The sequence below is a fragment of the Bradyrhizobium sp. 35 genome (assembly GCF_023073215.1).
GTDB lineage: Bacteria > Pseudomonadota > Alphaproteobacteria > Rhizobiales > Xanthobacteraceae > Bradyrhizobium > Bradyrhizobium canariense_D.
Map to the genome: position 1 here is coordinate 155816 of NZ_JADPJC010000160.1, position 26233 is coordinate 182048.

The following is a 26233-nucleotide window of genomic DNA, read 5'->3' on the forward strand; positions in this document are numbered from 1 at the left end:
TTGCGTGTGGGGCCCGTGCCGGACATCCCGCGCAAGTCATAACAAGCAGCCGGGAGGGTCCCCACATGTCCAACGTCCGCGTTCTCGCCACCGACCTCGAATTTCCCGAAGGGCCGGTCGTGATGCCGGACGGCTCGGTCGTGCTGGTGGAAATCCGCGGCCAGCGCCTGACCCGAATCCATCCCGACGGGCGCAAGGAGGTCGTCGCGAAGATTCCGGGCGGCCCGAACGGCGCAGCCCTCGGCCCCGACGGCAAGATCTACATCTGCAACAATGGCGGCTTCTCCTGGATCCCGACCCGCAACATGATCATGCCGGGTCCGCAGCCCGACGGCTATCTCGGCGGCTCGATCCAGCGCGTCGATCTGCAATCCGGCCAGATCGAAACCGTCGTGACCAGATGCGCCGAGCACGATCTGCGCGGGCCGAACGATCTGGTGTTCGACAAGCAGGGCGGCCTCTGGTTCTCCGATCTCGGCAAGCGCCGCGCGCGCGAGATGGACGTCGGCGGCATGTACTATCTCAAGCCCGGCATGAAGGAGATCGTCGAGGTCGTCCACGGCGTGTTGCCGGCGAACGGCATCGGCCTCTCGCCGGACGAGACCACCGTCTACATCGCGGAGACGCCGACGGGCCGGCTCTGGGCCTACGAGCTCTCCGCGCCCGGCACGCTCAAGCCGCGCGACGCGATCTATCGCGGCGAGCGGGGCAAACCGATCTGCGGCCTCGGCGGCTACCAGATGTTCGATTCGCTGGCGGTCGAAGCCAACGGCAATGTCTGCGTCGCCACCCTCGTCTCCGGCTGCATCTCGGTGATCGCGCCCGATGGCACGCTGGTCGAGCAGATCCCGACCGGCGACCGCGTCACCACCAACATCGCCTTCGGCGGCCCCGAGCTGAAGACCGCCTACATCACCCTCTCCGGCAAGGGCGAGCTGATCGCCATGGACTGGCCGCGCAGCGGTTTGCCGTTGAATTTCCTTAACAAGTAAACGGTGCTAGTGACCATCATTGCAACCGAAGCGAAGCAATCCAGGAATGCGTCCGCGGTGACAGTCTGGATTGCTTCGTCGCTTCGCTCCTCGCAATGACAAAGGAGAGAGTTTCAAATGCCCTGGCCTGATCCCATCACCCTGCGCGGACAGCATGCCGCTCTGGAGCCGCTGTCGCATCAGCACCGCGAGGGGCTGAGCGAGGCCGTGAAGGATGGTGAGCTCTCCACCATCTGGTACACCGCAATCCCGACGCCGGACAACATGGGCAAGGAAATCGACCGCCGGCTCGGTCTTCAGGCCGCCGGCTCGATGCTCCCCTTCACCGTATTCGATGGCAGCGGCAAGATCGTGGGCATGACGACCTACATGAACATCGATGCGGCCAACCGCCGCGTCGAGATCGGCTCGACCTGGTATGGTAAGAGCGCGCAACGCGGCCCGCTCAACACGCAGTGCAAATTGCTGCTGCTCACCCACGCCTTCGAAACCCTGGACTGCATCGCGGTGGAATTCCGCACCCACTTCTTCAATCACCAGAGCCGCCGCGCCATCGAGCGCCTGGGCGCCAAGCAGGACGGCATCCTGCGCAGCCACCAGGTCGCGCCGAACGGCACGCTACGCGACACCGTGGTCTACAGCATCACCGCGGCCGAATGGCCTACGGTGCGAACGCATTTGAATTATCAACTCAACGACAAGCCGCGCTAGAGGCGGCCGAGGCACCATGGACAGATTTGATTATGTGATCGTCGGCGCGGGCTCCGCCGGTTGCGTGCTCACCAGCCGGCTGAGCGAAAACCCTGCGACCAGCGTTTGCGTGCTCGAGGCCGGCCCGAGCGACTGGCATCCCTACATCCATCTGCCGGCCGGCTTCATCAAGACCTTCCACATGAAGAGCATCAACTGGGCCTACCAGCAGGAGGTCGGACCCTGGACCGGCGGCCGCAGCATCTACGCGCCGCGCGGCAAGACGCTCGGCGGTTCGTCCTCGATCAACGGCCACATCTACAACCGCGGCCAGCGCATGGATTTCGACACCTGGGCGCAGATGGGCAATCGCGGCTGGGGCTATGCCGACGTGCTGCCCTACTTCCGGCGGCTGGAGAAGCGGGTCGGCGAGGGCGAGGACATTTATCGCGGCCGCGAAGGCAATCTCACCGTCACCACCATGAACTGGCGCGATCCGCTTTGCGAAGCCTTCATGGAAGGCGCGGTGAGCCTCGGCATTCCGCGCAACCCCGACTACAACGGCAAGACCCAGGAAGGCGTCTCCTATTGCCAGCGCACCATCGACAAGGGCTTGCGCGTCTCCGGCGCCACCGCTTTCCTCAAGCCCGCGATGAAGCGGCCGAACGTGCATGTCCGCACCCACGCGCATGCGACCGAGATCATCTTCGAGGGCAAGCGCGCCGTCGGCGTGCGCTACATGAAGGGCGGTCATGGCGGCACGCCGGTCGAGGTCCGCGCCAACAAGGAAGTGATCCTCTCCGGCGGCACCTATAATTCGCCGCAGCTGCTCCAGTTGTCCGGCATCGGCTCACCGGATCTGTTGCAGGCCCACGGCATCGCCGTGCGTCACGCGCTTCCGGTCGGCGAAGGCCTGCAAGATCACTACGCCCCGCGCACGGTCGCGCGCGTCAAGGACATCAGGACCATCAACGAGCTCCGCCGCGGCTGGCGTCTCTGGGTCGAGGCGATGAAATGGGCGACCGCGCGCAAAGGCCTGCTGTCGCTGTCGCCGACCATGGTCTACTGCTTCTGGCACTCCGGCGAGAGTGCGGAGAGCTCCGACCTCCAGCTCACCTTCACACCGGCGAGCTACAAGGAAGGCGTGCAGGGCCAGCTCGAGGACGAGCCCGGCATGACGGTGGCGTCCTGGCAGCAGCGCCCCGAGAGCCGCGGCTATGTCCGCATCCGCTCGGCAGATCCGTTTGCGCCGCCGATCATCCAGACCAACTATCTTGACGCCGAGCTCGACCGCCGGGTCATCGTCGGCGGCATGAAGCTCGCGCGCAGGCTTTTGAAGAGCGCGCCGCTGTCGCCCTATTACGCCTACGAGGATTTCCCCGGACCCAACGTCAATACCGACGACGAGTTTTTGGCGGCCGCCACCGAGCGCGGCACCACCACCTTCCACCCCGGCTGCACCTGCCGCATGGGCCCGGCGGATTCCACCTGGGCGGTGGTCGACGATCAGCTCCGCGTTCACGGGTTGCAAGGTCTCCGCGTCATCGATGCCTCCGTGATGCCGCGCATGATCTCGGCGAACCTCAATGCCTCAACCATGATGATCGCCGACCGCGCCTCGGACTTGATCCGCGGCAAGAAGCCGATGGAAGCCGCGCGCGTGCCGGATGCGGCGGTGGCGTAGCAAGGTCTCGTGCTCCGGACGCAGCGCTGCGCTTCCCCGGCGATGCGAAGCATCGTCCGGTGCAGCTGTGCGCTGCAGAGCCGGAGGCCCATCTCACGCGACCTTGGTCGCCCCTCGCGATTTGAAGCGCGAGTTGGAGAGGGCGATGCTCACCCTTGCTCCGTCATCGCGAGCGCAGCGATGCAATCCAGGATCTTTCCGCGGAGGCAGCCTGGATTGCTTCGCTGCGCTCGCAATGACGAGGTGGAGAGAGTGCGCCACACTCTCGGTGTCATCGCCCGGTTTGACCGGGCGATCCAGTATTCCAGAGGCGGTTATGATTGATTCGAGAAGCCGCGGCGTACTGGATTCCCCGCCTTCGCGGGGAATGACACCGGAAGGTGGGGCGGCAGCGGAGTGCGCTCGAACCTACACTTCCCTCCGGCTCAGGAACGCCAATCGCTCGAACAGATGCACGTCCTGCTCGTTCTTGAGCAGCGCACCGTGCAGTGGTGGGATCAGCTTGCGCGGGTCGCGCTCGCGCAACTGCTCGACGCTCATGTCTTCGTTGAGCAGCAGTTTGAGCCAGTCCAGAAGCTCTGAGGTGGAGGGCTTCTTCTTCAACCCGGGCACTTCGCGGACCTCGAAGAAGATGCGCAGGGCTTCCTCGACCAGCCGCTTCTTGATGCCGGGGAAGTGGACGTCGACGATCCGGGTCATGGTGTCGGCATCGGGGAACTTGATGTAGTGGAAGAAGCAGCGGCGCAGGAACGCGTCCGGCAGCTCCTTCTCGTTGTTGGAGGTGATCATCATGATCGGGCGCTGCTTGGCCTTGATCGTCTCGCCGGTCTCGTAGACGTGGAATTCCATGCGGTCGAGCTCAAGCAGGAGATCATTTGGGAATTCGATGTCGGCCTTGTCGATCTCGTCGATCAGCAGCACCGGGCGCTGCTCGGCGGTGAAGGCATCCCACAGCTTGCCGCGCTTGATGTAGTTCTTGATGTCGGACACGCGGGCATCGCCAAGCTGGCTGTCGCGAAGGCGCGATACCGCGTCGTATTCATAGAGGCCTTGCTGTGCCTTGGTGGTGGACTTGATGTGCCAGGTCAGAAGCGGGGCGTTCAGCGCCTTCGCCACTTCCTCCGCCAGCACCGTCTTGCCGGTGCCGGGCTCGCCCTTGATGAGCAGCGGGCGCTCCAGCACGATCGAGGCATTGACCGCGACCTTGAGATCGTCGGTCGCAACATAGTCCTTGGTGCCGGTAAATTTCATCGCGCGTCCTTGTTGGTCGTCGTCCCAGGAATTGCCAGTTTCATGGCCCTGGTCCAACAAACGGAACGGCCGCGCGTGGCGGCCGTTCCTGGTTCGGTCAGGCTTTCAGACCCGTTTTATCAGCGAAAGGATGACGAGCACAATCGCTCCGCCAATCCCGCCTGGCGGACAATCCTGCCCAGAGCTCGTCGGGTGGGGTCTCCGAGGCGCCCCTTGACGCCGACAATCCAAAGGGCAATCTGTCACCCATGTTCCTGCAATTCTTCACTTCTCTGCGCGATGCGCAGGTCCCCGTGACGCTGCGCGAATACCTCACGCTGATGGAGGCGCTCGACGCCGACCTCGCGGACTACTCGGTCGAGAATTTCTACTATCTCTCGCGCACCTCCCTGGTGAAGGACGAGCGCAACCTCGACAAGTTCGACCGCGTCTTCGGCACCGTCTTCAAGGGGCTGGAAAGCCTGCTCGACGCCATGGAGGGGGCCGAGATCCCCGAGGAGTGGCTGAAGAAGCTCGCCGAGAAATACCTGACCGACGAAGAGAAGAAGCAGATCGAGGCCATGGGCTGGGACAAGCTCATGGAGACCCTGAAGAAGCGTCTCGAGGAGCAGAAGGGCCGTCATCAGGGCGGCTCGAAGTGGATCGGCACCGCCGGCACCTCGCCGTTCGGCGCTCATGGTTACAATCCCGAAGGCATTCGCATCGGCCAGGACAAGAACCGCAACAACCGCGCCGTCAAGGTGTGGGACAAGCGCGAGTTCAAGGATCTGGACGGCAATGTCGAGCTCGGCATCCGCAACATCAAGGTGGCATTGCGCCGCCTGCGCAAATTCGCGCGCACCGGCGCGCCGGATGAACTCGATCTCGACACCACCATCCGCGAGACCGCCAATCACGGCTATCTCGACGTGCACATGCGGCCCGAGCGCCGCAACGCGGTGAAGCTGCTAGTGTTCTTCGACATCGGCGGCTCGATGGACGCGCATATCGAGCAGGTCGAGGAGTTGTTCTCGGCGGCGAAGAGCGAGTTCAAGCACATGGAGTATTTCTACTTCCACAATTGCCTCTATGAAGGCGTGTGGAAGCAGAACAAGCGGCGCTTTACCGACCGCACCCCGACCTGGGACGTGCTGCACAAATACCCGCACGATTACAAGATCGTGTTCGTCGGCGACGCCTCGATGTCGCCCTACGAGATCATGGTGCCCGGCGGCTCGGTCGAGCACGTCAACGAGGAGCCCGGCTCGGTCTGGCTCGACCGCATCATCCGTACCTATCCGCATTCGGTGTGGCTGAACCCCGTGCAACAGAAGCACTGGGACTATTCGGAATCCACCACCATCATCAAACGCATTTTCGCCAACCGCATGTATCCGATCACGATCGAGGGACTTGAAGGTGCGATGAAGGAATTAACGCACTAGCTCGCGCTCCGCGCCGGGAATGACTACAAGAGGGAGAACCACGTGCCCCAGACCATCACCCGTGGCATCAAGGCTCTGATCGACGAGGCCAATGCCGAGATCGAGACGCTCACCGCCAAAGACGCCATCGAGATCTCCAAGAACGGCGACGTCGTCATCGTCGACATCCGCGATCCCCGCGAGATCGAGCGCGACGGCCGCATCCCCGGCGCGTTCGCCTGCACCCGCGGCATGCTCGAATTCTGGATCGATCCGCAGAGCCCTTATGCCAAGCCGGTGTTCCAGGAGGACAAGAAGTTCGTCTTCCATTGCGCCGGCGGCTTGCGCTCTGCGCTCGCCGCCAAGACTGCGCAGGACATGGGCCTCAAGCCCGTCGCCCACATCGCGGGCGGCTACGCCGCCTGGCGCGACGCCGGCGGGCCGACCCAACAGTGGGAGCCGAAGAAGAAGGGGTGAGGGTGCTGCGCTGCCGCTCCAATCTCCGGCGTCATTCCCCGCGAAAGCGGGGAATCCAGTACGCCGCGGCCTCTCGGCTCAATTACAATCGCCTCTGGAATACTGGATCGCCCGGTCCTAGTGCGCAATTGCGCACTGGCCGGGCGATGACAGCGGAGTTGGATGCGCACTGCTTCAACCTCGCTCACGTTGCGCTCGCCCGGAATAATAGAAAGATCTCGCATGCCCACCGATCCCCTCATCTCTACCGAATGGCTCGCCGCCCACATCAATGACGCCAACGTCAAGGTGCTCGACGCCAGCTTCAAGCTGCCGGGTGTGCTGCCATTGCCGAAGGACGATTATCTCGCCGCGCATCTGCCGGGCGCGGTGTTCTTCGACGTCGATGCGATCTCGGACCATTCCAACCCGCTGCCGCACATGTATCCGAGTGCCGAGCAGTTCGGCCGCGACGTCGGTCATCTCGGCATCTCCAATGCCGACACCGTCGTGATCTATGATGCCGGCGGCTGGGTCGCTGCTCCCCGCGCGTGGTGGATGTTCCTGGCTTTCGGGCACGGCAATGTGCGCATCCTCAATGGCGGCCTGAAGAAGTGGCGCGCCGAGGGGCGTCCGGTCGAGAGTGGCGAGGCGAAGCCGAAGCCTGCGACGTTCACGGCCAGCTACGATTCAAAACGCGTGCGCAGCATGCAGCAATTGATCGCCAACGTCGAAAGCCGTGCCGAGCAGGTGATCGACGCGCGCGCCGCCGACCGGTTCGAGGGCCGGGCGCCGGAGCCGCGCGCAGGCATCCGCTCCGGCCATATCCCGGGCGCGCGCAACGTGCCCTACAATCTCCTGTTCGACGCCGCGACCGGCACGATGAAGCCGCTTGATGATCTCCGCGCTGCCTTTACCAACGCCGGCGTCAGGCTCGATGCGCCGATCGTGACGAGCTGCGGCTCCGGGGTCTCCGCCGGCGTGCTGACATTGGCGCTCTATCGCCTCGGCATCACCGACACCGCGCTCTACGATGGCTCATGGTCGGAATGGGGCCAGGAAAAGGGACCGCCGATCGCAACCGGGCCGGCGTAACCCTACTGACGTGCGCGCGCGGTCGTCGTTGCGGCGAGCGTGGGTTGCGGTTGTCCGAACGGATCGAGTTGCTGAACCGGCGGCGGCGCGCGCCAGACAATGCGGCGGCGCTTCTTGACGCGATGCGCCCGCGGCTTGGTCGCCTTGCTCTCCGGCGACCTGCTGTCGGCCTTAGAGCCGGCCTTGGCCTTCGCCGGCGGACCCTCCCAGGCCGTGGTCGCCGGGTCGTTCAATGCGGCGAACTTCGCGCTCGCCATGTCGAACCTGGACGAAGCCGAGGCTCCGCTGGGGGCGGCAGGTGTTGGTTTGCTCGCGAGAGCGATCGAAACGGGCTTGGCCTCGGCGATGGATGCGCTGGCGTCGGCCGGAGTAAGCGTGTTGCTTGAGGCCTGCACCGCGGCGTCCGTCGTCGTCTCGGCCTTGGTCTTCGCATTGGCCGGTTCGGCCGGGACGTCAGCCGGAGGGGCAACGACCTGCGGCTGACCGTCGGTCTCAGTCGTCAGCGCGACCACTTGTTCGGGCTCGCTCATCGGCAGTGCGATGGTCGGGACTTGATCGCGCAGCGACGGCGTCGGATCGGTGGCCGCTTCCGGCTCGGCGCGGAGGACCGCGAGCACCGGCTGGGCCGGCTCGGGAGCTTGTGCAAACACCTGCTCCTGCGGGCCGTTCCGCCAGGAGGGGTTGCTGACATACTGCTCGTGGCTCGCCCGCAGCAGCGCGGCGGCGCCCAGGCCCAATACCAGGATGGAGGCTGACAGCAGGATCGCGGCAAACAGGAAGCGAAAGCCGGGAAGCATCGAGGGATTGCGAATTTCCGCCCCGGCGGTGAAGTGGCCAGGGCCCATGAGCCATCTGAACGCGGTGACGGTACTGCTTGCCGCGTTCGCCACGCGGGGATCGAAGCTCAAAGCGGAGGCGAATCAGGCTGATTCGAACATACCGCAACGATTCCGCGCCGTTCCGTAAAAAACGGAGCCGGCGACTCCGGCGATCTCGGGCGTGGGCTGATTTTCGCCCCATGATGCAAGGAGGCAACGGTAGTCTTGCGGATCACAAATCGGCAAATCAGGCACAAATCCGCCTGTAATGTCTTGAATGTGCCGCTATCTTCCGTCATCTGGCCGTTAACGGTCCGGACGGGGCCCGGGGACTATACAAGAGCGATGATGATCAAACATTTTCTGATGATATGCGCTGCCGCAACAGTCGCTGCGGCGGGAACCTCGCTCGCACAGGCCCAGAGCTATCCGGTCCAGCAGGCGCCGAGCTATGGCGGGCCGCCGGCCGAATATCGGCCCGGCGACCGCGCGCCGAGTTTCGACGCGCTCGACGATGAAGATGACGCGATGCCGCAGGCAGCGCTGCCGCCGCCCGGTCCGGATCCGCGTTACGGCCGTCCGCCCGGCGCTCCCCCGGTGTATTCCGCCGCGCCGCCGCAGGGTCCGGTGATGTCGCCCGATGATCCGCGTTATGGCCGTCCCGCAGGTGCCCCCGTCTACTCGGCCGCGCCACCGCAGGGTCCCGTGACGTCGCCCGACGACCCGCGCTACGGCCGCCCTGCCGGCCCGCCCGCGGTGATCTACGCCGATCGTCCGACTCAGGCGCCCGGCAGTGACGGCCTGCGTCCGCCCGAGGCGGTCGGTGGTCCCGCCGCGACCGGAACGGTCCAGGCCGGGCAGCCGCCCGTTGGTGCCGACGGCCGGCCGATGGTGATCGCGTCGCTGCCGCCCGAGGAGCAGCCTGACGCTGCTCCGGCGCAGCTGCCGCAGAACCTGCGCCGCCAGGAGGTCTCGCTGGCGACCAAGGAGCCGGCCGGAACACTCATCGTCGATACCCCGAACACCTATCTCTATTACGTGCTGGGCAATGGCCGTGCGATCCGCTACGGCGTCCGCGTCGGCCGCGACGGCTTCACCTGGACCGGCGTGCAGAAGATCACTCGCAAGGCCGAGTGGCCGGATTGGCATCCGCCGACCGAGATGATCGAGCGCCAGCCCTATCTGCCGCGTTTCATGGCCGGCGGTCCCGGCAATCCGCTCGGCGCCCGTGCGATGTATCTCGGCTCGACCGTCTACCGCATCCACGGCACCAACCAGCCCTCGACCATCGGCAAGTTCGTGTCGTCCGGCTGCATCGGCATGCTGAACGAGGACGTCTCCGACTTGTTCGATCGCGTCAAGGTCGGCACCCGCGTGGTCGTGATGCCGGGTGGTCCGCCGCCGGGAACGGCGACCGCATCCGCCGCGCCCATGCCCGGCACTGCCGGCCCCGCACCAATGGCCGCGCAGGCCGGCCCGGTCGGAGGCACCCAGCTGACAGTGGTGCCGCCGCTGCCCGCGCCCGTCACCGTGCGCTGAATCGGCTTCGCAAGAATTGATCTGATGACGGCGCGTGGCCTTCGGTCACGCGCCGTCATCATTTGACGCATGCGTGCAAGTCTCACTTGCGCATACTTGAACGGCTCCGCACCTCGATTACGTCCGGGAGGATTGCAACGAATTGAGGAGCACAGGATGCGCATCTTTGTTGCGGGCGCGACCGGCGCGGTCGGTCAGTATCTTGTTCAGGCGCTGGTCGCCGCGGGTCATTCGGTGATCGGCACGACACGGAGTGCGGCAAAAACAGACCTTGTGCGGCGATTGGGTGCGGAGACGGTCGTTGCCGACGGCCTCGATGCCGACAGCATGCGCGCTGCGGTGATTGCGGCAAAGCCCAACGCCGTCATCCACCAGATGACAGATCTCGCGGCCGCCACGGACCTCCGGCATTTCGATCGCGCTTTCAAGCGAACCAACGAGCTCCGCACCCGCGGAACCGACATTCTGCTCAACGCCGCGCGCGAGGCCGGCGCCAAGCGCTTCATCGCGCAAAGCTTCTGCGGCTGGACCTTCAGTCGCGCCGGGGGAACGGTCAAGACCGAGACCGATGAACTCGACTCGAATCCACCGCGAGAGCTGCGACGCACGCTTGAGGCAATCCGCTATCTGGAGCGAATCGTCACCGCTTCGACGAAGCCGGAGGGCATCGTGCTACGCTATGGATTCTTCTATGGACCCGGCACCGGCACGCTCTCGCCGGCGATGATCGACCAGCTGCGCCACCGGCGTGTGCCGGTAATCGGTGACGGCGGCGGCACGTGGTCGTTCATTCACACCGAAGATGCAGCCTCTGCCACGCTCGCCGCGCTTGAACGCGGACGCACCGGCAGCATCTACAATATCGTCGACGATCATCCGGCGCCGGTGAAGGATTGGTTGCCCGCGCTGGCCGAACTCCTCGGTGCCAAGCCGCCGCGTCACATCCCCGCCTGGCTCGGGCGCCTGCTTGCGGGCGAGCATATGGTTGCGATGATGACGGAGGTGCGTGGAGCCTCCAACGGCAAGGCCAAGCGCGAGCTCGGTTGGCTGCCGGCGCATGCCTCCTGGCGCGACGGCTTTGCCGATGCGGCACGGCAGCCCACCAGCCAGCGCTCGGCGGCCTGAGGCATCACGCCAGCTTGCGCGGCAGCTCACTGCCCTTGGTGAAGGCGTCGATCGCCTCGACCATCTGGCCGTAATGGATGCGCAAGCCGTCCTCGGTGGCGTAGCCGAGGTGCGGCGTCAGCACGAGGTTGTCGAGCTTGCGGAAGGAATGGTCCGTCGGCAGCGGCTCGACCGAGAATACGTCGATGCCGGCGCCTGCAATCCTCTTCTGCTGCAACGCCTCGAGCAGCGCCTGCTCGTCCACGATCGGCCCGCGCGCGGTGTTGACGAGGAAGGCCGTCGGTTTCATCCGCGCGAGATCGGAAGCCCCGACCAGCCCGCGCGAGCGCTCGCTCAGCACCACATGGATGCTGACGATGTCGGCCTTGGCGAACAGCTCCTCCTTGGTGGCGTAGCCGACGCCGGCATCCTTGCACTTCTCCGGGGTCAGGTTCGGGCTCCAGGCGATCACGTTCATGCCGAACGCCTTCGCGATATCAGCCATCTTGCTGCCGAGCTTGCCGAGCCCGACGACGCCGAGCGTCAATCCCTCGATCTCGACGCCGGCAAAGGCCTGCCAGGGCTCGCCCGCATGCATGCGCGCGTTCTCGCGGCCGATGCCGCGGGTCAGTTCCAGGATCAGGCCCATGGTGAGGGGCGCGGTCGGATCGCGCGAATATTGCGTGCCGCCGATCGTGACGCCCCGCGCCTTGGCGGCCTCCATGTCGATCGAGGCGTTGCGCATGCCTGACGTCAGCAGGAGCTTCAGCTTCGGCAGGCTTTCGAACAGGCTCTTGGGGAACGCGGTGCGCTCGCGCATCGCGCAGACGATCTCGAAATCAGCCAGCGCGCTCGCCGCGGCCTGCTCGGAGGCGAAGGGATGGCTGAACACGGTGACGTCGATGCGGTCGGACAGGCTTTGCCAATCGGCGACGTCGAGGGCGAGGTTGAAATAGTCGTCGAGAATTGCACAGCGCAGCCGCGTCATCAGCGTTCTTCCATGGCGAGAGGTGGAACCAGGCCATGGTTGCGCGCAATCAGGACCGTGCGCAAGCCGTTCGCGTCTTCAAAAATCCGACAGGTGATAAAGGCTCAGAGGTCGCGGGGCTTGAGCCGGAACGGCGCATTCATGCCGTGCTTGGCGCGCCAGGCCGGGCCGGGGCCGCGCATGTAATGCAGTTCGGGCCGGTAGGGGTTGAAAGCGGTGGCAAAGAAGCGCTTCCAGAAGCCCTTGATCTCCGAGGCAAATGCGGAGGCGCTGCCGGCTTCCGCCGGAACGGGAAGGGAGTTGGTCTCGATCATGGCCATGACGCTGTCTCGCTGTGCTCCCCTTCATTCTGAGCGGGTGGCGCTGTTTCCGCGCGAAACCGAGCTTTGGCCTGATTTATTAAAAGATGGTTTCAATTGTCCGGATCGGCGGCGGGATGGTGTCCGTCCCGTATTCATCCGTGGTGAACGGAGGGAAAACATTGCCCTTTCGGGGCGGGATCGCTACATCGGCGGCAAGCAAATTTCCTCAAATCGAAGGTTTTCGGGACCGATGGCGCGCCAGTTCATCTATTTCATGCAGGGCCTGACCAAGAGCTACCCGACCCGGAAGGTGCTCGATAACATCCATCTGAGCTTCTACCCGGACGCCAAGATCGGCGTGCTCGGTGTCAATGGCTCGGGCAAGTCGACGCTGCTCAAAATCATGGCCGGCCTCGACAAGGAGTACAACGGCGAGGCCTGGGTCGCCCAGGGCGCCCGCGTCGGCTATCTCGAGCAGGAGCCGCATCTCGATCCGGCATTGAGCGTGCGCGAGAACGTCATGCTGGGCGTCGCCAAGCAGAAGGCCATCCTCGATCGCTACAACGAGCTGGCGATGAACTACTCCGAGGAGACCGCCGACGAGATGACCAAGCTGCAGGACGAGATCGAGGCCCAGGGCCTCTGGGATCTCGACAGCAAGGTCGACCAGGCCATGGACGCGCTGCGCTGTCCGCCCGACGATGCCGACGTGTCGAAACTCTCCGGCGGTGAGCGCCGCCGCGTCGCGCTCTGCAAGCTGCTGCTCGACCAGCCCGAGCTTCTGCTGCTGGACGAACCGACCAACCATCTCGACGCGGAGTCGGTGTCGTGGCTGGAAGGCCATCTGCGCAACTATCCCGGCGCGATCCTGATCGTCACCCATGACCGCTACTTCCTCGACAACGTCACGAGCTGGATTCTCGAGCTCGATCGCGGCAAGGGCATTCCCTACGAGGGCAATTACTCGTCCTGGCTGCAGCAGAAGCAGAAGCGGCTCGAGCAGGAGGGCCGCGAGGACGCTGCGCATCAGAAGACGCTGGCCCGAGAGCAGGAATGGATCGCGTCCTCGCCGAAAGCCCGCCAGGCCAAGTCCAAGGCGCGCTATCAGCGCTATGACGAACTGCTGAAACAGGCGAGCGAAAAGCAGACACAGACCGCGCAAATCACGATTCCGGTGGCCGAGCGACTCGGTCAGAACGTGGTCGACTTCGAAGGGCTCAGCAAAGGTTTCGGCGATCGCATGCTGATCGACGATCTCACTTTCAAGCTGCCGCCCGGCGGTATCGTCGGCGTGATCGGCGCCAACGGCGCCGGCAAGACCACGCTGTTCAGGATGATCACCAAGCAGGAGGAGCCGGACAAGGGCACCATCACGATCGGCGAGAGCGTTCATCTTGGTTACGTCGACCAGTCGCGCGACGCGCTCGATGGCAGCAAGAACGTGTGGGAGGAGATCTCCGGCGGCAACGAGCTGATCCTGCTCGGCAAGAGGGAAGTCAATTCACGCGGCTATTGTTCGTCGTTCAACTTCAAGGGCGCCGACCAGCAGAAGAAAGTCGGCGCGCTCTCCGGCGGTGAACGCAACCGCGTGCACCTTGCGAAAATGCTGAAATCCGGCGCCAACGTTCTGCTGCTCGACGAGCCGACCAACGACCTCGACGTCGACACCCTGCGTGCGCTCGAAGAGGCGCTGGAGGATTTCGCCGGCTGCGCCGTCATCATCAGCCATGATCGCTGGTTCCTCGACCGCATCGCGACCCACATCCTGGCCTTCGAAGGCGACAGCCATGTCGAATGGTTCGAGGGCAACTTCCAGGACTACGAGAAGGACAAGATGCGCCGGCTCGGCCAGGACAGCATCATCCCGCACCGCGTGAAGTACAAGAAGCTGACGCGGTGATCTCAAAATGATGCGGCGGGTGCTGATAGCTGCGGTGATCGCTATCACCTGCGGCCTGTCGCCCGCGGGCGCTGCCGACGCCGCCTTCGCGCAGTTCATCGCCTCGCTGTGGCCGGAGGCGGAGGCCGCCGGCGTGTCGCGCGCGACGTTCGAGCGAGAGACGCGCGGGCTCGAGCCGGACTACAAGCTGCCGGATCTGATCCTGCCGGGGCGTCCCGCAACGGGGGCGCCGTCACAGGCCGAGTTCGTGCAGGTGCCGGCCGACTATGTCAGGGAAGCCTCGATCGCGCGGCTTGCGGGCGAGGGGCAGCGGTTGCTGCAAAAATATCGCCCCGCGCTGACCGAGATCGAGAAAAACTCCGGCGTGCCTGCTACCGTGATGCTGGCGATCTGGGGCCGCGAGACCGACTATGGCCGCTATACGCTGCCTTACGATCTCGTCCGCGTGCTGGCGACGCAGGCCTATGTCGGCCGCCGCAAGGACAGCTATCGCAACGAGTTCATCCTCTCGCTGAAAATTCTCGGTGACGGCGTAGTGACACGCAAGGACATGCGCTCGTCCTGGGCCGGTGCGACCGGGCTCACGCAATTCCTGCCGTCCGAATATTACAAGCATGGCGTCGATTTCGACCGCGACGGCCGCATCGACATCTGGCACTCGGTGCCGGATGCGCTGGCCTCCGCCGCGCAGCAGCTCGTCAACAAGGGCTGGCAGAGCGGTGTACGCTGGGCCTACGAGGTGCAGGCACCGGCCAAAGTCGATTGCACCGCCGGCGTGCCCGAGGTGACGAAGCCGATCGGCCAATGGCTGCGCGAAGGCTTTGTACCGGTGCGTGGACAAAAGCTCACTGCCGCCGAGCAGGCACAGCCGGCCTCCCTGCTGCAGCCTGAAGGCATCTACGGCCCGTCCTTCCTGACCACGAAGAACTACTTCGTGATCAAGGAATACAATTTTTCCGACCTCTACGTGCTGTTCGTCGGACATCTCGCCGACCGCATGACGAGCCCGCAACCGTTCGCGACCCCATGGTCTGCCTCGAAGCAATTGCGGACCAAGGACGTCGAGGCGATGCAGCGGGGGCTCACGCGCGTCGGGCTCTACAAGGACAAGATCGACGGCAAGGCGGGCATGCAGACGCGCGCTGCGCTCGGCGCCTACCAGAAGTCGGCAGGCCTCAAGGTCGATTGCTGGCCGAGCGAAGAGGTGCTGCGCTCGATCCAGGCGGCGCGATAGGCGCAGGGCTGGCTAAAAGAAAAAAAGCCCGGCCGAGGTGCTCGGCCGGGCTTCGATCGCGGCGCTCATGAACGCCATGCGGTCAGATCAGTAGCAAACGCGAACCGGGCGGACGGTCCAGCCGTAGCCATCCCAGTAGCGCTGGCGCTGCCAGTAGCAGGGCGGGGGCGGCGGGCCGGGCTCGGCCACATAAACCGGTCCACCATAGGCGGGACGGCTCGATGCGATGGCGCCGCCGACGATCGCGCCGCCGATCAGGCCGGCTGCGATGCCGACGCCGACCCCGTCATGGGCCTGGGCGGACGGCGTGGCGGTCACCAGCGAACCGGCGATCGTCGCAACCGTGAGGGCGGCAACTAAAGTCTTCTTCATACTCTTGGCTCTCCTGAGAGATGGATGCTCCTTGTTAGGAGCGCCCGGGGTTCAAAGGTTCACGCAGACTCTGATGGAATTGGCCTTGCAGCTAGGAAGCGCGCAAATGGTCAATCCGCGGTAAACGCACACGGAGCTGTGACGAGAAAAAGCGGTCTTTTTCAGGCCCCTAAATGGACGGCGCATCTGGAATGAGCCGGCTTGGGGCGACTTCAGCCACAGACTCTGGCGCGGCGGACGCGCCAGGCATAACCGTCCCAGAAGCGCTGCTTCTGCCAGACGCAGCCGTTGCCGTAATAGTCGTCCGCGACGTAGCCCGGGCCCGGCGCATAGTAGCGCGGCGGATAGTAGCCGGCGCCATATCCGGGACCATATGCGTAGCCCGGGCCAGGGCCTGGCCCGTAATAATACGGAGAGGCCAGCGCCCCACCGACAATGGCGCCGCCGATGATTCCGGCTGCCACACCCGCGGCGACGCCGCGTTGCGCCTGGGCTGGTGTAATGGCGCTAAGGGCCACAGCGGCGACGGCAGCAATTGCCAGGAGCGACTTCTTCATTGGCTGACCTTTCGAGCAAACACGCGGGAACTCTTTGAGGGTAAAGTTCCATACTTCGTTTGAATGATCAATGAACGGCACCTTTGCCGGGGCGACCAATCGGTAGGGACCGCAGCCCAGCCAGGGGAGGGCGACGATGGGTAACGCGATGATAAATGCATTGATCGCTGCCGGGATCGTCTTCGCGATCGGCTACGGCTGGATTACCCATCTCCAGAACCGCGGCCAGCGCGGCTCCCGCGCCGGGGCCAGCGTCAATGGCGGCGGCGACACCGCCACCGGCACGAGCGACGGCTTCTCGTTTGGGAGTTGGTTTTCCAGCGATAGTTCCGGCTGCGCGACCGACGGCGGCAGCTGTTCCAGCAGCGATAGCGGCAGTAGTGGCGGAGATTGCGGGGGCGGCGGCGATGGTGGAGGCGGTGGGGGCGACTAGGTCCGCCGCAATCTTGATCCAGTGCAAGGCCCTATTTTAGAGCCGTTCTAGGCTGTTTCCGGGCTAGTTTGGAATAGCTTCAAATTCCGCTTTTTCCTTTTGCATCCGGCCGGCCCCTTAAATATCGATGATGGCGCATCACCAAAGGGCCTGCCGCTTCCATGATCGTTTGTTCCTGTAACGTGCTGAGCGATGACGACATCCGCGCCGCCGTCGCCGAGTCCGACGACGCTGTGCGCCATGCCAAGCAGGTCTATGGGTGTCTCGGCTGTAGCGCCGAATGCGGCCGCTGCGCTCGGACGATCAAGACCATTATCGACGAAGCGCTTGGCACCTGTGCCACGTCCTGCTGCTCCGGCTGCCCGCACAACCACACTGTGGCGGCGAACGACGAGACGGCCCAGCCGGCCGAGTTCGCCCTCGCGGCCTGCTGAAATGCTCCGCAACCCTGGCTGAGCTTTTCCCCGGCTGCGTCCCCGTAGCCGGTTGCTCCAGTCTTCAAACTCATTTAGAAGCGTTCTAAATTCGGTTTACGGCCGATTTGGACTGCAAGAGCTGGAGTGAACCATGCAGGGCGACGCAAAAGTTATCGACTATCTCAACAAGGCACTGCGTCACGAGCTGACTGCGATCAACCAGTATTGGCTGCACTACCGCTTCCTCGACAATTGGGGCCTGCGGGACATGTCCAAGGTCTGGCGCAAGGAGTCCATCGAGGAGATGGAGCACGCCGATAAGCTCACCGAGCGAATCCTGTTCTTCGACGGCTTCCCGAACATGCAGGTGCTCGATCCCTTGCGCATCGGCCAGAACGTCAAGGAGATCATCGAGTGCGATCTCGCCGCCGAGATGAGCGCGCGGGCGCTCTATCAGGAAGCGGCGACCTACTGCCACAGCGTCAAGGACTACGTGACGCGTGATCTGTTCGAGAAGCTGATGAGCGACGAGGAGCACCACATCGACTTCCTCGAGACCCAGCTCGACCTGATCGGCCGCATCGGCCTCGAACTCTACACCCAGAAGCACGTTGGCGGGCTCGAGGGGGACGGGCATTAGTTCGGCGCGTTAGCGATGGCACAACTCCGTATCGGCCTGATGCGCGATTGCGCACCAGGCCGGGACGACAGCCTGGACGCCAGCTACAACTGCGTCTTGTAGAGCTCTTCCACGATCTCCTGACTCTGCGGCTCACCAAGGCCGGTCTGCTCGTGGACCACCTCGACGATGCTCGGCATCACCGAGCGCGGCACCTTCTCGGACGACCAAAGCTTCGAGCGCATCAGTGCCTTGCCGCAGTGGAAATAGACTTCGCTGACGGCGACGTTCAGCACCGCGCGCGGCGACTTGCCAAACTCCACCATCGAGGCGAGCAGGTCCGGATCGGCGGACAGCGAGCCGCGGCCGCCGACGCGCAGCGTCTCGTCGATGCCGGGGACGAAGAACAACAGATGCACGAAGCCCGAGCCCTCGACGACATTTCGAAAACTGTCGATCCGGTTGTTGCCGGAGCGATCAGGCATCAGCAGCTGGTTGGGGCCGGCGACGTGGACGAAGCCAACGCCGCCGCCGCGTGGTGAGGCATCGACGCTGCCGTCCGCTCCCGATGTCGCGAGCACGCAGAACGGCGACATCTCGATGAATTTCTTCGCATGCGTGTCGATTGCGGGGCGCGCTTTCGCGATCACGCGCGGGCTCGGCTGGGCATAGATGGTGGCGAGGTCTTCGGCGCAAAGATCAGTCACGAAGGTCTCCCTGGTGGAATGCCCCGAGAATATCATCTCTCGGCCCGATCGCTATCCCCCTTTGTCACGCCGCCGCGTCCAGTCGATCACGCCAGCGCAGTTCAGAGCCCACCAGATCAGGACTGGCTGCAGCGCCAGCCGCGGCCCGTGATAGAGCCAGCTGTTGGGGATGGGTGGAAGGTCGATGGCCCTCCAGGACCTGCTTGATGCTTGCCGCCCACACGCAAGGCGGATAGAGCGCGAGCTCGCGTTCAGTCGTTCACAGGAGCTATCGGCCGAGCTAGCACACGCCGCGTCGAGGCGCTATCGCGCTACACCGCATCCGCCGGCACGAAGCAACTGATGATGATGGCGCCGCGGTGACGGACGTACCACACCACGGCCTGGCCGACCGGATTGCCGCGGTCGCGGATGATGGCGCGCTCGGGCACCTCCATCCATTGTCCCTCGATCGGCACCCAATAGGCACCGCTGCGCACGTCGTACTCCGTGCGATGGCCGTCGGAGACGTCACAGCAGGGCACGCCGTTCGGTGCGATCACGCTCTTGAACCAGGCGCGGATGTCGGGCGGGACGTGATCATATTGCCCGTTGTCGAACGCGAACGCGGCGCCCGTCAGTGCGGCCAGCCAAACGCACAGTGCGAGCCTGTGCATGCGATCCTCCTCATCGCGTGTCGTGCCGTTGGCGCGCGATTATCCCGCGCGTCGATTCGGACATCGACGCAATTAAGCCCGAGCCGTCAGCGTAATGCATGCTCAAATAATATGCGGGCTAGACGGCCGTTGATGCGATGCAAAATCAGCGGCGCGCAGATTCGATCGTTTGCTGCGGCGCGGCTTGCAGAAATTGCTGGACCTGCTCGCTGTAGAATTTGGCGTTTCCGGTGGTGCCGTGGCCGCGCGTCTCGGTGCTTGCCGGGATGAGATACAGTTTGCTGTTCTTCACCCGCGTCATCGCAGCGTCCGTGATGCCGGTCTCAGGCGGGTTGCGTTCGTCGTCGGCTGAATTGATCAGCAGCAGCGGCGCTTCGATGGCCTCCAGCTTCTCGCCGGCATTGTAGTCATGCGAAGACTCCCACTGGTAGACGAAGTCGTTGGCATCTGCCGTGATCGGCATGGCCAGCCGCTCGTCGACGATCTTGTCGGCCTTCGCCGCCGTCGGCGCCTGCGATTGATAGGCCAGCGTTCCACCGATGCTCGCGATGCCGTAGGCGGTGATGGCGTATTTCATCATGCGCGGCTGGCTGGTGTAATTCCCGCCGTTGTAGTCGGGGTCGCTGCGGATGGTGTCGAGCATGATCCGCCGCAGCATCCAGTTTCGGGATGCCATCTCGGTCGGCTGCGAGGCCATCGGGATCAGCGCGTCCATCGCCTTCGGATATTTCTCGCCCCACAACCAGGTGTGCATGCCGCCCATCGAATTGCCGATGACGAGCCGCAGATGCTTGACCCCGAGCCCTTCCGTCACCAGGCGATACTGGGCCTCGACCATGTCGTTGTAGTCGTATTTCGGGAAGCTCGTCTTCATCCCGTCGGACGGTTTTGACGATTTGCCATGACGGATATTATCGGGGATGATGATGTAATATTTGGAGGCATCGAGTGGCTGCCCCGCGCCGAACAGCTCGCCGGCAAAGGCTGATGACAGCATGCTCGCGCCCGAGCCGCCGGTGCCATGCAGCACCAGGACCGGCTGGCCGCTCGGCTCACCCACGGTTGTGTAGTTCAGCTTCAGCTCCGGCATGGTCTCGCCGGTGTGGAACTTGAAATCCCTGGCGATCCAGGCGCCCTGCTTCGGCGTCGGATAATCGGCCGCCCATGCGGATGTCGAGATGGCCGCCAACGAGACGGACAACAGGATGGCTGACAGCGCCGCGCAAGAAGCTTTCATGTCGATTTCCCCCGTGCGGCTCTGGTCGGCGGCCGCGTTGCGGCGGAACTTAGCAGAACTGTCCGGAAGGATGTAGGATTTCGTTTTCGCCGGTCGTCCTTGAGGGAAAGGTCAGGAGAGACTGCATGTGCCGCAACATCAAGACGCTGTTCAACTTCGAGCCGGAGGCGACCGAGGATGAGATCCACGCCAGCGCGCTCCAGTTCGTTCGAAAACTGTCTGGCTTCAACAAGCCGTCGCAGGCCAACGAGGCGGCCTTCGATCGTGCGGTGGCGGAGGTCTCGGAGGCTGCGCGAAAACTCCTGACGTCGCTGCACACCCATGCGCCGGCGCGTGATCGTGAGGTCGAAGCGGAAAAGGCCAAGGAACGTTCGCGGCTGCGGTTCGGTTAGGCGGCTCGAAGGTCCGTTCCGTGACCTGCCTCACGGTGACAACGGTCTCAGCGCGCGATGATGTTCGCCGGGCTTTTGACACCCCGGAGCACGACCATGAGCCGCCCCCTTCTTCCGCTGAAAGCAGGTGCCATCGTTTTCACGTTGCTGTGGACCGCGTGGATGACGTGGTGGAGCGGCTCGTTCTCGAGCGCGAACGTCGTGATCCTGGCCTTGTGCGGCGCAGCGGTCGGCTATCTCTGGTACCGCGCCATGCGCTGGCAGTTCGAGCGCATGGGCATGCTGCCGCGACGCGAGAATGGGACGAAATAGATTCGTCCGTCAGTCCTTGTGGCCGTGCTTCTTCTTTTTCTTCTTCTTCCTGTGATCGCCTTCGCTGTCCTCGTCTTCGTCATCGAGGGGCGCGTCGTCGGTCTCCTGCACCGCGGCTTCCAGCGCCTCGCGCTCGGCAGCCTCATGCTCGCGCTGGCGGCGGCGTTCGTCCCAGGCGTCGAGCAGCTGATCGAGCCACGGCAGCACCTGTTCGATCGACGGAAGTTGGCCCGGAGGTCCGGCTTCACCACGCGGGCCTTGCGGCCCCGCCGGCCCTTGCGGCCCGACAGGTCCCTGTGTCCCCGGCGCCCCGCGCGGTCCCGCTTCGCCCTGCTTGCCTTGCGGGCCGGGCTTGCCCAGCGGTCCGGGCTTCCCGATCGGCCCCGGCTTGCCCTGAGGTCCTGGCTTGCCACGCGCGCCATCCGGCCCGCGCTTGCCCGGATGACCCTGCGGTCCCGGCCGCCCCGGTTCGCCCTGCCGTCCGCGCGGTCCCTGAGGTCCCTGCCGTTTTTGTTCGTCTGCCACGCCGCTGCTCCCTCGACCGGAAGCAAGCTAATTAGCGGCGTTTGACGACAGCGGCAATTCCGCCCGGGCTCGCGCCTGGGCATGATCAACACCAATCGGCGGCACATCGCGCGCTAGTCGTGATAGGCCGGCACCTCTATGCCGGAGGCGGCATAGAGCCTGATCTTGTTGCGCAACGTGCGCACCGAGAGGCCGAGCACGCGTGAGGCGCGCGTGCGATTGCCGTCGCAGCGGGCGAGCGTCTGCAGCACGAGCTCACGCTCGACCTCGTCGACGGTCGCGCCGATCAGCAGCGGAACGATCTGGTTCGGTGAAAGGACATACGCGCCCGGTTCGGACGCAGCGACATGAACAGTGGTCATCGACACACTCCCCGATCAACGCCCGCTTCCGTCTTTGGAAGCGGATCGAGAACAAACGACCCCCAAGCCGTAGATCTACGGTGGGCGGGTTTGGTTAACGAAAGATTAACAGCGGGCGATCGCACGAATTGACCTTGGGAATGCCGCCGCGCCGCCGCGATTGGCACGGATTGCATATTCCTGCGAGCATACCCCGCAAAGCAGGCATCCCTCCCGCTCACACCGTCCGGTATCCGCCATCCACCATCACGATCGTTCCCGTGACGTAGGCCGACATGTCCGACGCAAGGAAGATCGCGGGACCCACGATGTCCTCGGGCTTGCCGGTGCGCGCCAGCGGGGTGTGATCGACGAAAGCCTGCACCAGCGCCGGATTGGTCGCACGCACATTGGCGTTGATGTTAGTCTCGATGAAGCCCGGCCCGATTGCATTGACGCGCACGCCCTCCTTGCCGAGCTCGACCGCGAGCGCCTTGGTGAAGCCGAGCACGCCGTGTTTCGAGGTGGTGTAGGCCGCCGAGCTCGGCGTGCGCAGATGCACGAAGGACTGGATCGATCCGATATTGACGATGCGGCCCTTGGCTGCTCGCAAGGGCGCGAGGAACGCCTGCGTCATGTTGAAGACGCCGTTGAGGTTGAGCGAGATGATGTCATTCCAATCCTTCGCCACCGTCTCGGTATCGGCGGTGAAGGCGTTGCGGCGGGTGATGCCGGCATTGTTGACGAGGATCGAGACCTGCCCGACCTTGTCGGCGACTTGCCTGGCGAGCGCGAAGCAGTCGTCGCGTCTGGTGACGTCGAGTGCAAAGCTCTCGGCCTTGCCGCCGGACTTGCGGATCCCCTCGGCGGCTTCCGCGACCGTGTCGGCGTTGACGTCGAGCAGCACCACCTGCGCGCCCTCGCGGGCGTAGCCGGCCGCGATGGCCCGGCCGATGCCCGAACCGGCGCCCGTGATGACGGCGATATGGTTTGCGAGCAATGCCATGACAATTTCCTCCCGATTTCTTTTCGAAGTTTCATGAAAGGCTAACTCGAAATTAAGGGGTCGGAAACGGCGCCCTTGGCATACTGATCTTGATTGCTAAACGTTGCGCGCATGATGGAACGGCTCGAATCCTGGAAACTCGCACTCGAACGCCTGCGGTCGGTGGACGGCGCCGATTGGGCCGAGGCCGGACGGCTGGTGGCCGAGATCGCGCGGATGAGCACCGATACCATGCTGCGTCAGGCCGCCGAGCAGGCGCTTCCTGTGCTGCGCCAGGCCGTGGACAATGACGATCACAGCGTCACGCTGGCGGCACGGCGCCGTCTCGGCGTGGTGCTCGATGTTCGTTCACGACCTGACCGCGCCGCGCTTCGGGCGCCGCAATGCTGCGCCGAAAAAATTGTCCAGCGAGGATCGTGCCCGCAAGGTGCTCGGCCTGCCGCTCGCGGTGCAGCTCACCTGCGAGGACATCAATCAGGCGTATCGCCGCGCCGCCAAGGGCATACACCCCGACCAGGGCGGCAGCGCGGAAGCGTTCATCGACCTCGCCGCCGCGCGCGACCTCCTGATCCATCCCGGCGCGTACAAGGACGCGTGAGGGCTCATGTGCTATCCTGTAGCCCGGATGAGCGAAGCGACATCCGGGACGGGTCTAGCCCATGGTTTTGTATCGCAGAAATTTTCTTCCCGGCGGCACCTACTTTTTCACTGTAGCGCTCTTCGACCGCAGATCGACCATTTTGATTGAAAACGTTGGCGCCCTGCGTGATGCCTTCCGGGCCGCTCGCAGGGAGCGCCCGTTCGAGGTCGATGCGATCGTGATCCTTCCGGACCATTTGCATGTCGTCATGAGCCTCCCGCCGCATGACGCCGATTTCGCGGGACGTTGGCGAAGGATCGAGGGGCATTTCAGCAGCGCACTACTGCATGCGGGTATCGACGTAGCCCGCCACTCCAATGGAGAATTGGCTCTGTGGCAACGACGCTACTGGGAGCACACGGTTCGCGACGAAGATGATTTCGCCCGCCACGTGGATTACATTCACTTCAACCCCGTCAAGCATCGCTACGTCCAGCGCGTTTGTGATTGGCCGCATTCGTCCTTTCACCGATATGCGCGGGCGGGATTGCTCTCGGAAGACTGGGCGGGCGATGCCGGCGAAAGTGGGATTGCTTTCGGTGAGCGAGCCCAGGGAGGCTGACCGGGAATTCCCGAATATCGCTTCGCTCATCCGGGCTACGGACGTCAGACTTGGAGTCGGACGCTGGTGCGCCCCGGACAAGATGTGAGTGGGTCCGCCAACCGGCCAGGTTCAAAGCGTGTGCGCGGAAAATGCGTGACGTCGGCCGAAAAACCGGTGGTCCGTCCAAAAGAAAAGGGCGGTCCGCTTGCGCGATCCGCCCTTTGAAATCCGGTCTGTCGCCTCACGCCTAGAGCGTGCAGCGGCGCTCCGCGCGCAGCTTGATCTGGAGCTCCGAGGCGGCCGTGAAGGTCGGGAGCGGCTTGCTGACGACCTTGTAGGTCGACACGCCCCACTGGAACGGCTTGTACTTGAGGTCCTCGTTCCAGACCTGGCAAATGCCGGTGTTGTCCCAGCGGATCACGTAATAGCCGACTGCCGCAGAGGCCGGCACGGCGAACACGGAGGTGGCGATGCCGGCAACGGCACAAAGGGCGAGAACGCGACGCATGAAATATCTCCTGATGGGAACGTGAGAGAAAACTGGTGCGGCAAATCTGCGTGGCTGGCAAGCGGGGCGGCGACCGTTCACGGATATGTCAGCCGTTGGTCGGCTGTTCGGACGACCCTTATCCCTTGACTATCGCCTGACGATCACACGTCTAACTCTTGGCCAGCGACGCCACCGCCTCGATCTCGATCAGCATCTTCGGATCGGGCAGTGCGTGGATCACGCAGGTGGTGCGGGCAGGGTAGGGCGGCGGGCCGAAGGCGCCGGCATAGAGCGCGTTCATGGCGGCGACGTCGGAGGCGCGGGTCAGCAGCACGTTGACCTTGACGAGATCGCGGATCTCGGCGCCGGCCTCCGCCAGCACGCGCTTGATGTTGATGGCGACATTGGCGAACTGCGCCTCGAAGCCGTCGGGCAGCGCGCCGTTCGCGTCGAAGCCGGGAATGCCGGAGACGAACAGGAGATCGCCTGCGCGCGTGGCAAAGGACAGCGGCGGCGCCTTGACGTGCGGCGGGGGCGCGAAATGCTGGATCGGCATGGGATCACCTCGGATGGAGGGCTGGAAGCGCAAGCGTAGCGGCAGCTCGGGGCGCCTCCAACAAAAAACGCGAAAACAACCCCATGCACAGTAGGCATCTAGCAGGAATCATTGAGCTTTCTTTTTCACTTCGGGAAAAACAAAATAATCGTTGCTCCGTCGGGCAAAACAGGGGCAGAATGGCATGATGGCGGGTGAGCGTCTTGTCGCGCCAAACTCCGCCGTCATGCCCCGGCTCGACCGGGGCATCCAGTACGCCGCGGTTTCGGTTCACTATCGCTCTCTCTGGAATACTGGATCGCCCGGTTGAACCGGGCGATGACAGTTGGGTGTGTTGCTACAGACCGCGACTCGCGCCCATCCCATCATGTTGCCGCCCCGATCCATCGGATAGATTCCGCTCGTTCGATTCGTTTCCCTCCTTGAAGAATAGCCCCCGGAGACTCCCATGAAGTTCGCATCCACCCTCCGCGCCGCGCTGGTCGGCATTGCCGCGCTTGCCGGCCTCTCGACCTCGGCTCTGGCCGACGGCGGCACCGTGGTGCTGACGATCTACAAGGCGGGCTGGATCATCGGCGGCTCCGGCGGCTCGGGCGTGCTGAACTTCCGCGGCCGCGCCTATTCGCTCTCGACCGGCGGGCTCGACTACGGCCTCGTCTTCGGCGGCTCCAAGACCGTGCTGCGCGGCCGCGTCTCCAACATCAACCGGCCCTCCGACATCGCCGGCGTCTATGGCGCCGCCGGTGCGGGCATCGCAGTGGGCCGCGGCGCGCGTGCGATCGTGCTGACCAACCAGAAGGGCGCCGTGCTCGAGCTGTCCGGCACGCAGGTCGGCCTGATGGCGAATGCGGATCTGAGCGGGCTTGCGATCACGCTGCGGTAAGGCCGATGTCGTAGGGGGAAATGGGGCGCAAGCGCCGCGCCCACCATCTCTTCCCGACAATTCCGGCCGGGGTCGCTATACTCACGATCCC

31 protein-coding genes and 2 pseudogenes are annotated in these 26233 nt (G+C 64.3%); 18 read left to right on the forward strand and 15 right to left on the reverse strand.

Translation table 11 applies throughout. The features are described 5' to 3' along the window. Positions 1-65 precede the first annotated feature (65 nt). The 3 genes from IVB36_RS36545 (at position 66) to IVB36_RS36555 (ending at position 3366) form a co-directional block, all read left to right on the forward strand. Positions 66-992 carry an SMP-30/gluconolactonase/LRE family protein gene (locus IVB36_RS36545; RefSeq protein ID WP_085395672.1) on the forward strand — a complete coding sequence of 309 codons (927 nt, stop codon included), beginning with the start codon at positions 66-68 and terminating at the stop codon, positions 990-992. Positions 993-1109: 117 nt separating this feature from the next. After that, positions 1110-1703, forward strand: coding sequence for a GNAT family protein (locus IVB36_RS36550; protein ID WP_018454118.1), 594 nt, complete (start codon positions 1110-1112; stop codon positions 1701-1703). A 16-nt stretch (positions 1704-1719) separates the two neighbouring features. Then, the gene (locus IVB36_RS36555) at positions 1720-3366 is read left to right on the forward strand and encodes a GMC family oxidoreductase N-terminal domain-containing protein (protein WP_018454119.1); all 1647 of its coding nucleotides are present in this window, start codon (positions 1720-1722) and stop codon (positions 3364-3366) included. A 408-nt stretch (positions 3367-3774) separates the two neighbouring features. Here IVB36_RS36555 and IVB36_RS36560 read toward each other — a convergent pair whose 3' ends face one another. Beyond that, positions 3775-4617, reverse strand: coding sequence for a MoxR family ATPase (locus IVB36_RS36560; protein WP_007600695.1), 843 nt, complete (start codon positions 4615-4617; stop codon positions 3775-3777). Between the two features lie 248 nt (positions 4618-4865). Between IVB36_RS36560 and IVB36_RS36565 the strand changes: the two genes are divergently transcribed. The 3 genes from IVB36_RS36565 (at position 4866) to sseA (ending at position 7571) form a co-directional block, all read left to right on the forward strand. After that, complete coding sequence (locus IVB36_RS36565) at positions 4866-6041, forward strand: VWA domain-containing protein (RefSeq protein ID WP_018454121.1); 1176 nt, start codon at positions 4866-4868, stop codon at positions 6039-6041. A gap of 42 nt (positions 6042-6083) precedes the next feature. Beyond that, on the forward strand, positions 6084-6497 hold the full coding sequence (locus IVB36_RS36570; protein ID WP_018454122.1) for a rhodanese-like domain-containing protein: 414 nt from the start codon (positions 6084-6086) through the stop codon (positions 6495-6497). A gap of 222 nt (positions 6498-6719) precedes the next feature. Next, positions 6720-7571, forward strand: coding sequence for a 3-mercaptopyruvate sulfurtransferase (sseA, locus tag IVB36_RS36575; protein WP_018454123.1), 852 nt, complete (start codon positions 6720-6722; stop codon positions 7569-7571). Between the two features lie 2 nt (positions 7572-7573). On the opposite strand, the gene IVB36_RS36580 is transcribed toward sseA, so the two are convergent. After that, positions 7574-8416, reverse strand: a complete 843-nt coding sequence (locus IVB36_RS36580) for a hypothetical protein (RefSeq protein WP_247394795.1) — start codon at positions 8414-8416, stop codon at positions 7574-7576. A 321-nt stretch (positions 8417-8737) separates the two neighbouring features. On the opposite strand from IVB36_RS36580, the gene IVB36_RS36585 reads away from it, so the two are divergent. After that, the gene (locus IVB36_RS36585) at positions 8738-9928 is read left to right on the forward strand and encodes a L,D-transpeptidase (RefSeq protein ID WP_247394860.1); all 1191 of its coding nucleotides are present in this window, start codon (positions 8738-8740) and stop codon (positions 9926-9928) included. Between the two features lie 156 nt (positions 9929-10084). Next, positions 10085-11053 carry an NAD-dependent epimerase/dehydratase family protein gene (locus IVB36_RS36590; RefSeq protein ID WP_247361146.1) on the forward strand — a complete coding sequence of 323 codons (969 nt, stop codon included), beginning with the start codon at positions 10085-10087 and terminating at the stop codon, positions 11051-11053. A 4-nt stretch (positions 11054-11057) separates the two neighbouring features. Here the strand turns inward: IVB36_RS36590 and IVB36_RS36595 are convergent, their stop codons facing one another. Together IVB36_RS36595 and IVB36_RS36600 are read right to left on the reverse strand one after the other, a co-directional pair. Further along, entirely contained in the window at positions 11058-12020 is a 963-nt protein-coding gene (locus IVB36_RS36595; protein WP_247294971.1) for a D-2-hydroxyacid dehydrogenase family protein, read from the reverse strand. A gap of 104 nt (positions 12021-12124) precedes the next feature. Continuing rightward, the gene (locus tag IVB36_RS36600; protein WP_018454129.1) at positions 12125-12340 is read right to left on the reverse strand and encodes a hypothetical protein; all 216 of its coding nucleotides are present in this window, start codon (positions 12338-12340) and stop codon (positions 12125-12127) included. A 232-nt stretch (positions 12341-12572) separates the two neighbouring features. Between IVB36_RS36600 and ettA the strand changes: the two genes are divergently transcribed. Both ettA and IVB36_RS36610 read left to right on the forward strand, forming a co-directional pair. Then, positions 12573-14222: an energy-dependent translational throttle protein EttA gene (ettA, locus tag IVB36_RS36605; RefSeq protein ID WP_018454130.1), complete on the forward strand. Its 1650-nt coding sequence runs from the start codon at positions 12573-12575 to the stop codon at positions 14220-14222. A gap of 7 nt (positions 14223-14229) precedes the next feature. Continuing rightward, the gene (locus IVB36_RS36610; protein ID WP_085351863.1) at positions 14230-15456 is read left to right on the forward strand and encodes a lytic murein transglycosylase; all 1227 of its coding nucleotides are present in this window, start codon (positions 14230-14232) and stop codon (positions 15454-15456) included. An 87-nt stretch (positions 15457-15543) separates the two neighbouring features. Here the strand turns inward: IVB36_RS36610 and IVB36_RS36615 are convergent, their stop codons facing one another. Continuing rightward, entirely contained in the window at positions 15544-15828 is a 285-nt protein-coding gene (locus IVB36_RS36615; RefSeq protein ID WP_007613695.1) for a hypothetical protein, read from the reverse strand. A 212-nt stretch (positions 15829-16040) separates the two neighbouring features. Further along, on the reverse strand, positions 16041-16385 hold the full coding sequence (locus IVB36_RS36620; RefSeq protein ID WP_018454132.1) for a hypothetical protein: 345 nt from the start codon (positions 16383-16385) through the stop codon (positions 16041-16043). A gap of 136 nt (positions 16386-16521) precedes the next feature. Here IVB36_RS36620 and IVB36_RS36625 point away from each other — a divergent pair, with 136 nt between their 5' ends. The 3 genes from IVB36_RS36625 (at position 16522) to bfr (ending at position 17874) form a co-directional block, all read left to right on the forward strand. After that, positions 16522-16818 (forward strand): hypothetical protein, encoded by a 297-nt coding sequence (locus IVB36_RS36625; protein ID WP_143274228.1) that lies wholly within the window; start codon positions 16522-16524, stop codon positions 16816-16818. Between the two features lie 161 nt (positions 16819-16979). Continuing rightward, entirely contained in the window at positions 16980-17252 is a 273-nt protein-coding gene (locus tag IVB36_RS36630; protein WP_026232673.1) for a (2Fe-2S)-binding protein, read from the forward strand. Positions 17253-17385: 133 nt separating this feature from the next. Continuing rightward, on the forward strand, positions 17386-17874 hold the full coding sequence (gene bfr / locus IVB36_RS36635) for a bacterioferritin (protein WP_018454135.1): 489 nt from the start codon (positions 17386-17388) through the stop codon (positions 17872-17874). 83 nt (positions 17875-17957) lie between these two features. Here the strand turns inward: bfr and IVB36_RS36640 are convergent, their stop codons facing one another. From IVB36_RS36640 to IVB36_RS36655, 4 genes and pseudogenes are all read right to left on the reverse strand, one after another. Continuing rightward, positions 17958-18560 (reverse strand): MSMEG_1061 family FMN-dependent PPOX-type flavoprotein, encoded by a 603-nt coding sequence (locus tag IVB36_RS36640; RefSeq protein WP_026232674.1) that lies wholly within the window; start codon positions 18558-18560, stop codon positions 17958-17960. A 51-nt stretch (positions 18561-18611) separates the two neighbouring features. After that, positions 18612-18804, reverse strand: a pseudogene (locus IVB36_RS36645) (hypothetical protein); the annotation flags it as partial. A gap of 67 nt (positions 18805-18871) precedes the next feature. Beyond that, positions 18872-19216 (reverse strand): hypothetical protein, encoded by a 345-nt coding sequence (locus IVB36_RS36650; protein WP_085351861.1) that lies wholly within the window; start codon positions 19214-19216, stop codon positions 18872-18874. A 145-nt stretch (positions 19217-19361) separates the two neighbouring features. Next, a complete protein-coding gene (locus IVB36_RS36655) occupies positions 19362-20453 on the reverse strand; it encodes an alpha/beta fold hydrolase (protein WP_247394798.1) in 1092 nt (363 codons plus the stop codon). A gap of 125 nt (positions 20454-20578) precedes the next feature. Between IVB36_RS36655 and IVB36_RS36660 the strand changes: the two genes are divergently transcribed. Together IVB36_RS36660 and IVB36_RS36665 are read left to right on the forward strand one after the other, a co-directional pair. Continuing rightward, positions 20579-20845, forward strand: a complete 267-nt coding sequence (locus tag IVB36_RS36660; protein ID WP_018454139.1) for a DUF2277 domain-containing protein — start codon at positions 20579-20581, stop codon at positions 20843-20845. 96 nt (positions 20846-20941) lie between these two features. Continuing rightward, positions 20942-21157 carry a hypothetical protein gene (locus IVB36_RS36665; RefSeq protein WP_018454140.1) on the forward strand — a complete coding sequence of 72 codons (216 nt, stop codon included), beginning with the start codon at positions 20942-20944 and terminating at the stop codon, positions 21155-21157. A 9-nt stretch (positions 21158-21166) separates the two neighbouring features. Here IVB36_RS36665 and IVB36_RS36670 read toward each other — a convergent pair whose 3' ends face one another. The 3 genes from IVB36_RS36670 to IVB36_RS36680 all read right to left on the reverse strand — a co-directional run bounded on the left by IVB36_RS36670 (position 21167) and on the right by IVB36_RS36680 (position 23029). Beyond that, complete coding sequence (locus IVB36_RS36670; RefSeq protein ID WP_247294967.1) at positions 21167-21682, reverse strand: collagen-like protein; 516 nt, start codon at positions 21680-21682, stop codon at positions 21167-21169. Between the two features lie 113 nt (positions 21683-21795). After that, positions 21796-22044, reverse strand: a complete 249-nt coding sequence (locus IVB36_RS36675) for a helix-turn-helix domain-containing protein (RefSeq protein WP_018454141.1) — start codon at positions 22042-22044, stop codon at positions 21796-21798. A 217-nt stretch (positions 22045-22261) separates the two neighbouring features. Continuing rightward, positions 22262-23029, reverse strand: coding sequence for an SDR family oxidoreductase (locus IVB36_RS36680; RefSeq protein ID WP_247294965.1), 768 nt, complete (start codon positions 23027-23029; stop codon positions 22262-22264). A gap of 111 nt (positions 23030-23140) precedes the next feature. Here IVB36_RS36680 and IVB36_RS36685 point away from each other — a divergent pair. Together IVB36_RS36685 and IVB36_RS36690 are read left to right on the forward strand one after the other, a co-directional pair. Beyond that, positions 23141-23627: pseudogene (locus tag IVB36_RS36685) on the forward strand (J domain-containing protein). A 61-nt stretch (positions 23628-23688) separates the two neighbouring features. Further along, the gene (locus tag IVB36_RS36690; RefSeq protein ID WP_085351857.1) at positions 23689-24231 is read left to right on the forward strand and encodes a transposase; all 543 of its coding nucleotides are present in this window, start codon (positions 23689-23691) and stop codon (positions 24229-24231) included. 229 nt (positions 24232-24460) lie between these two features. On the opposite strand, the gene IVB36_RS36695 is transcribed toward IVB36_RS36690, so the two are convergent. Together IVB36_RS36695 and IVB36_RS36700 are read right to left on the reverse strand one after the other, a co-directional pair. Beyond that, a complete protein-coding gene (locus tag IVB36_RS36695; RefSeq protein ID WP_007613673.1) occupies positions 24461-24721 on the reverse strand; it encodes a hypothetical protein in 261 nt (86 codons plus the stop codon). A 151-nt stretch (positions 24722-24872) separates the two neighbouring features. Then, entirely contained in the window at positions 24873-25259 is a 387-nt protein-coding gene (locus IVB36_RS36700; protein ID WP_247294963.1) for a RidA family protein, read from the reverse strand. Between the two features lie 448 nt (positions 25260-25707). Between IVB36_RS36700 and IVB36_RS36705 the strand changes: the two genes are divergently transcribed. Further along, on the forward strand, positions 25708-26142 hold the full coding sequence (locus IVB36_RS36705) for a hypothetical protein (protein WP_018454147.1): 435 nt from the start codon (positions 25708-25710) through the stop codon (positions 26140-26142). Positions 26143-26233 lie beyond the last annotated feature (91 nt).

Excerpts from the sequence above, each read along its gene's own strand:
- IVB36_RS36545 (WP_085395672.1), top strand. The coding sequence starts at position 66 with ATGTCCAACGTCCGCGTTCTCGCCACCGACCTCGAATTTCCCGAAGGG.
- IVB36_RS36620 (WP_018454132.1), bottom strand. The coding sequence starts at position 16,385 with ATGAAGAAGTCGCTCCTGGCAATTGCTGCCGTCGCCGCTGTGGCCCTT.
- IVB36_RS36585 (WP_247394860.1), top strand. The coding sequence starts at position 8,738 with ATGATCAAACATTTTCTGATGATATGCGCTGCCGCAACAGTCGCTGCG.
- ettA (WP_018454130.1), top strand. The coding sequence starts at position 12,573 with ATGGCGCGCCAGTTCATCTATTTCATGCAGGGCCTGACCAAGAGCTAC.
- IVB36_RS36590 (WP_247361146.1), top strand. The coding sequence starts at position 10,085 with ATGCGCATCTTTGTTGCGGGCGCGACCGGCGCGGTCGGTCAGTATCTT.
- IVB36_RS36630 (WP_026232673.1), top strand. The coding sequence starts at position 16,980 with ATGATCGTTTGTTCCTGTAACGTGCTGAGCGATGACGACATCCGCGCC.
- bfr (WP_018454135.1), top strand. The coding sequence starts at position 17,386 with ATGCAGGGCGACGCAAAAGTTATCGACTATCTCAACAAGGCACTGCGT.
- IVB36_RS36615 (WP_007613695.1), bottom strand. The coding sequence starts at position 15,828 with ATGAAGAAGACTTTAGTTGCCGCCCTCACGGTTGCGACGATCGCCGGT.
- sseA (WP_018454123.1), top strand. The coding sequence starts at position 6,720 with ATGCCCACCGATCCCCTCATCTCTACCGAATGGCTCGCCGCCCACATC.
- IVB36_RS36655 (WP_247394798.1), bottom strand. The coding sequence starts at position 20,453 with ATGAAAGCTTCTTGCGCGGCGCTGTCAGCCATCCTGTTGTCCGTCTCG.
- IVB36_RS36680 (WP_247294965.1), bottom strand. The coding sequence starts at position 23,029 with ATGGCATTGCTCGCAAACCATATCGCCGTCATCACGGGCGCCGGTTCG.
- IVB36_RS36695 (WP_007613673.1), bottom strand. The coding sequence starts at position 24,721 with ATGCGTCGCGTTCTCGCCCTTTGTGCCGTTGCCGGCATCGCCACCTCC.
- IVB36_RS36690 (WP_085351857.1), top strand. The coding sequence starts at position 23,689 with ATGGTTTTGTATCGCAGAAATTTTCTTCCCGGCGGCACCTACTTTTTC.
- IVB36_RS36610 (WP_085351863.1), top strand. The coding sequence starts at position 14,230 with ATGATGCGGCGGGTGCTGATAGCTGCGGTGATCGCTATCACCTGCGGC.
- IVB36_RS36580 (WP_247394795.1), bottom strand. The coding sequence starts at position 8,416 with ATGGGCCCTGGCCACTTCACCGCCGGGGCGGAAATTCGCAATCCCTCG.
- IVB36_RS36665 (WP_018454140.1), top strand. The coding sequence starts at position 20,942 with ATGAGCCGCCCCCTTCTTCCGCTGAAAGCAGGTGCCATCGTTTTCACG.
- IVB36_RS36555 (WP_018454119.1), top strand. The coding sequence starts at position 1,720 with ATGGACAGATTTGATTATGTGATCGTCGGCGCGGGCTCCGCCGGTTGC.
- IVB36_RS36650 (WP_085351861.1), bottom strand. The coding sequence starts at position 19,216 with ATGCACAGGCTCGCACTGTGCGTTTGGCTGGCCGCACTGACGGGCGCC.
- IVB36_RS36625 (WP_143274228.1), top strand. The coding sequence starts at position 16,522 with ATGGGTAACGCGATGATAAATGCATTGATCGCTGCCGGGATCGTCTTC.
- IVB36_RS36675 (WP_018454141.1), bottom strand. The coding sequence starts at position 22,044 with ATGACCACTGTTCATGTCGCTGCGTCCGAACCGGGCGCGTATGTCCTT.
- IVB36_RS36600 (WP_018454129.1), bottom strand. The coding sequence starts at position 12,340 with ATGGCCATGATCGAGACCAACTCCCTTCCCGTTCCGGCGGAAGCCGGC.
- IVB36_RS36550 (WP_018454118.1), top strand. The coding sequence starts at position 1,110 with ATGCCCTGGCCTGATCCCATCACCCTGCGCGGACAGCATGCCGCTCTG.
- IVB36_RS36560 (WP_007600695.1), bottom strand. The coding sequence starts at position 4,617 with ATGAAATTTACCGGCACCAAGGACTATGTTGCGACCGACGATCTCAAG.
- IVB36_RS36565 (WP_018454121.1), top strand. The coding sequence starts at position 4,866 with ATGTTCCTGCAATTCTTCACTTCTCTGCGCGATGCGCAGGTCCCCGTG.
- IVB36_RS36705 (WP_018454147.1), top strand. The coding sequence starts at position 25,708 with ATGAAGTTCGCATCCACCCTCCGCGCCGCGCTGGTCGGCATTGCCGCG.
- IVB36_RS36700 (WP_247294963.1), bottom strand. The coding sequence starts at position 25,259 with ATGCCGATCCAGCATTTCGCGCCCCCGCCGCACGTCAAGGCGCCGCCG.
- IVB36_RS36595 (WP_247294971.1), bottom strand. The coding sequence starts at position 12,020 with ATGACGCGGCTGCGCTGTGCAATTCTCGACGACTATTTCAACCTCGCC.
- IVB36_RS36660 (WP_018454139.1), top strand. The coding sequence starts at position 20,579 with ATGTGCCGCAACATCAAGACGCTGTTCAACTTCGAGCCGGAGGCGACC.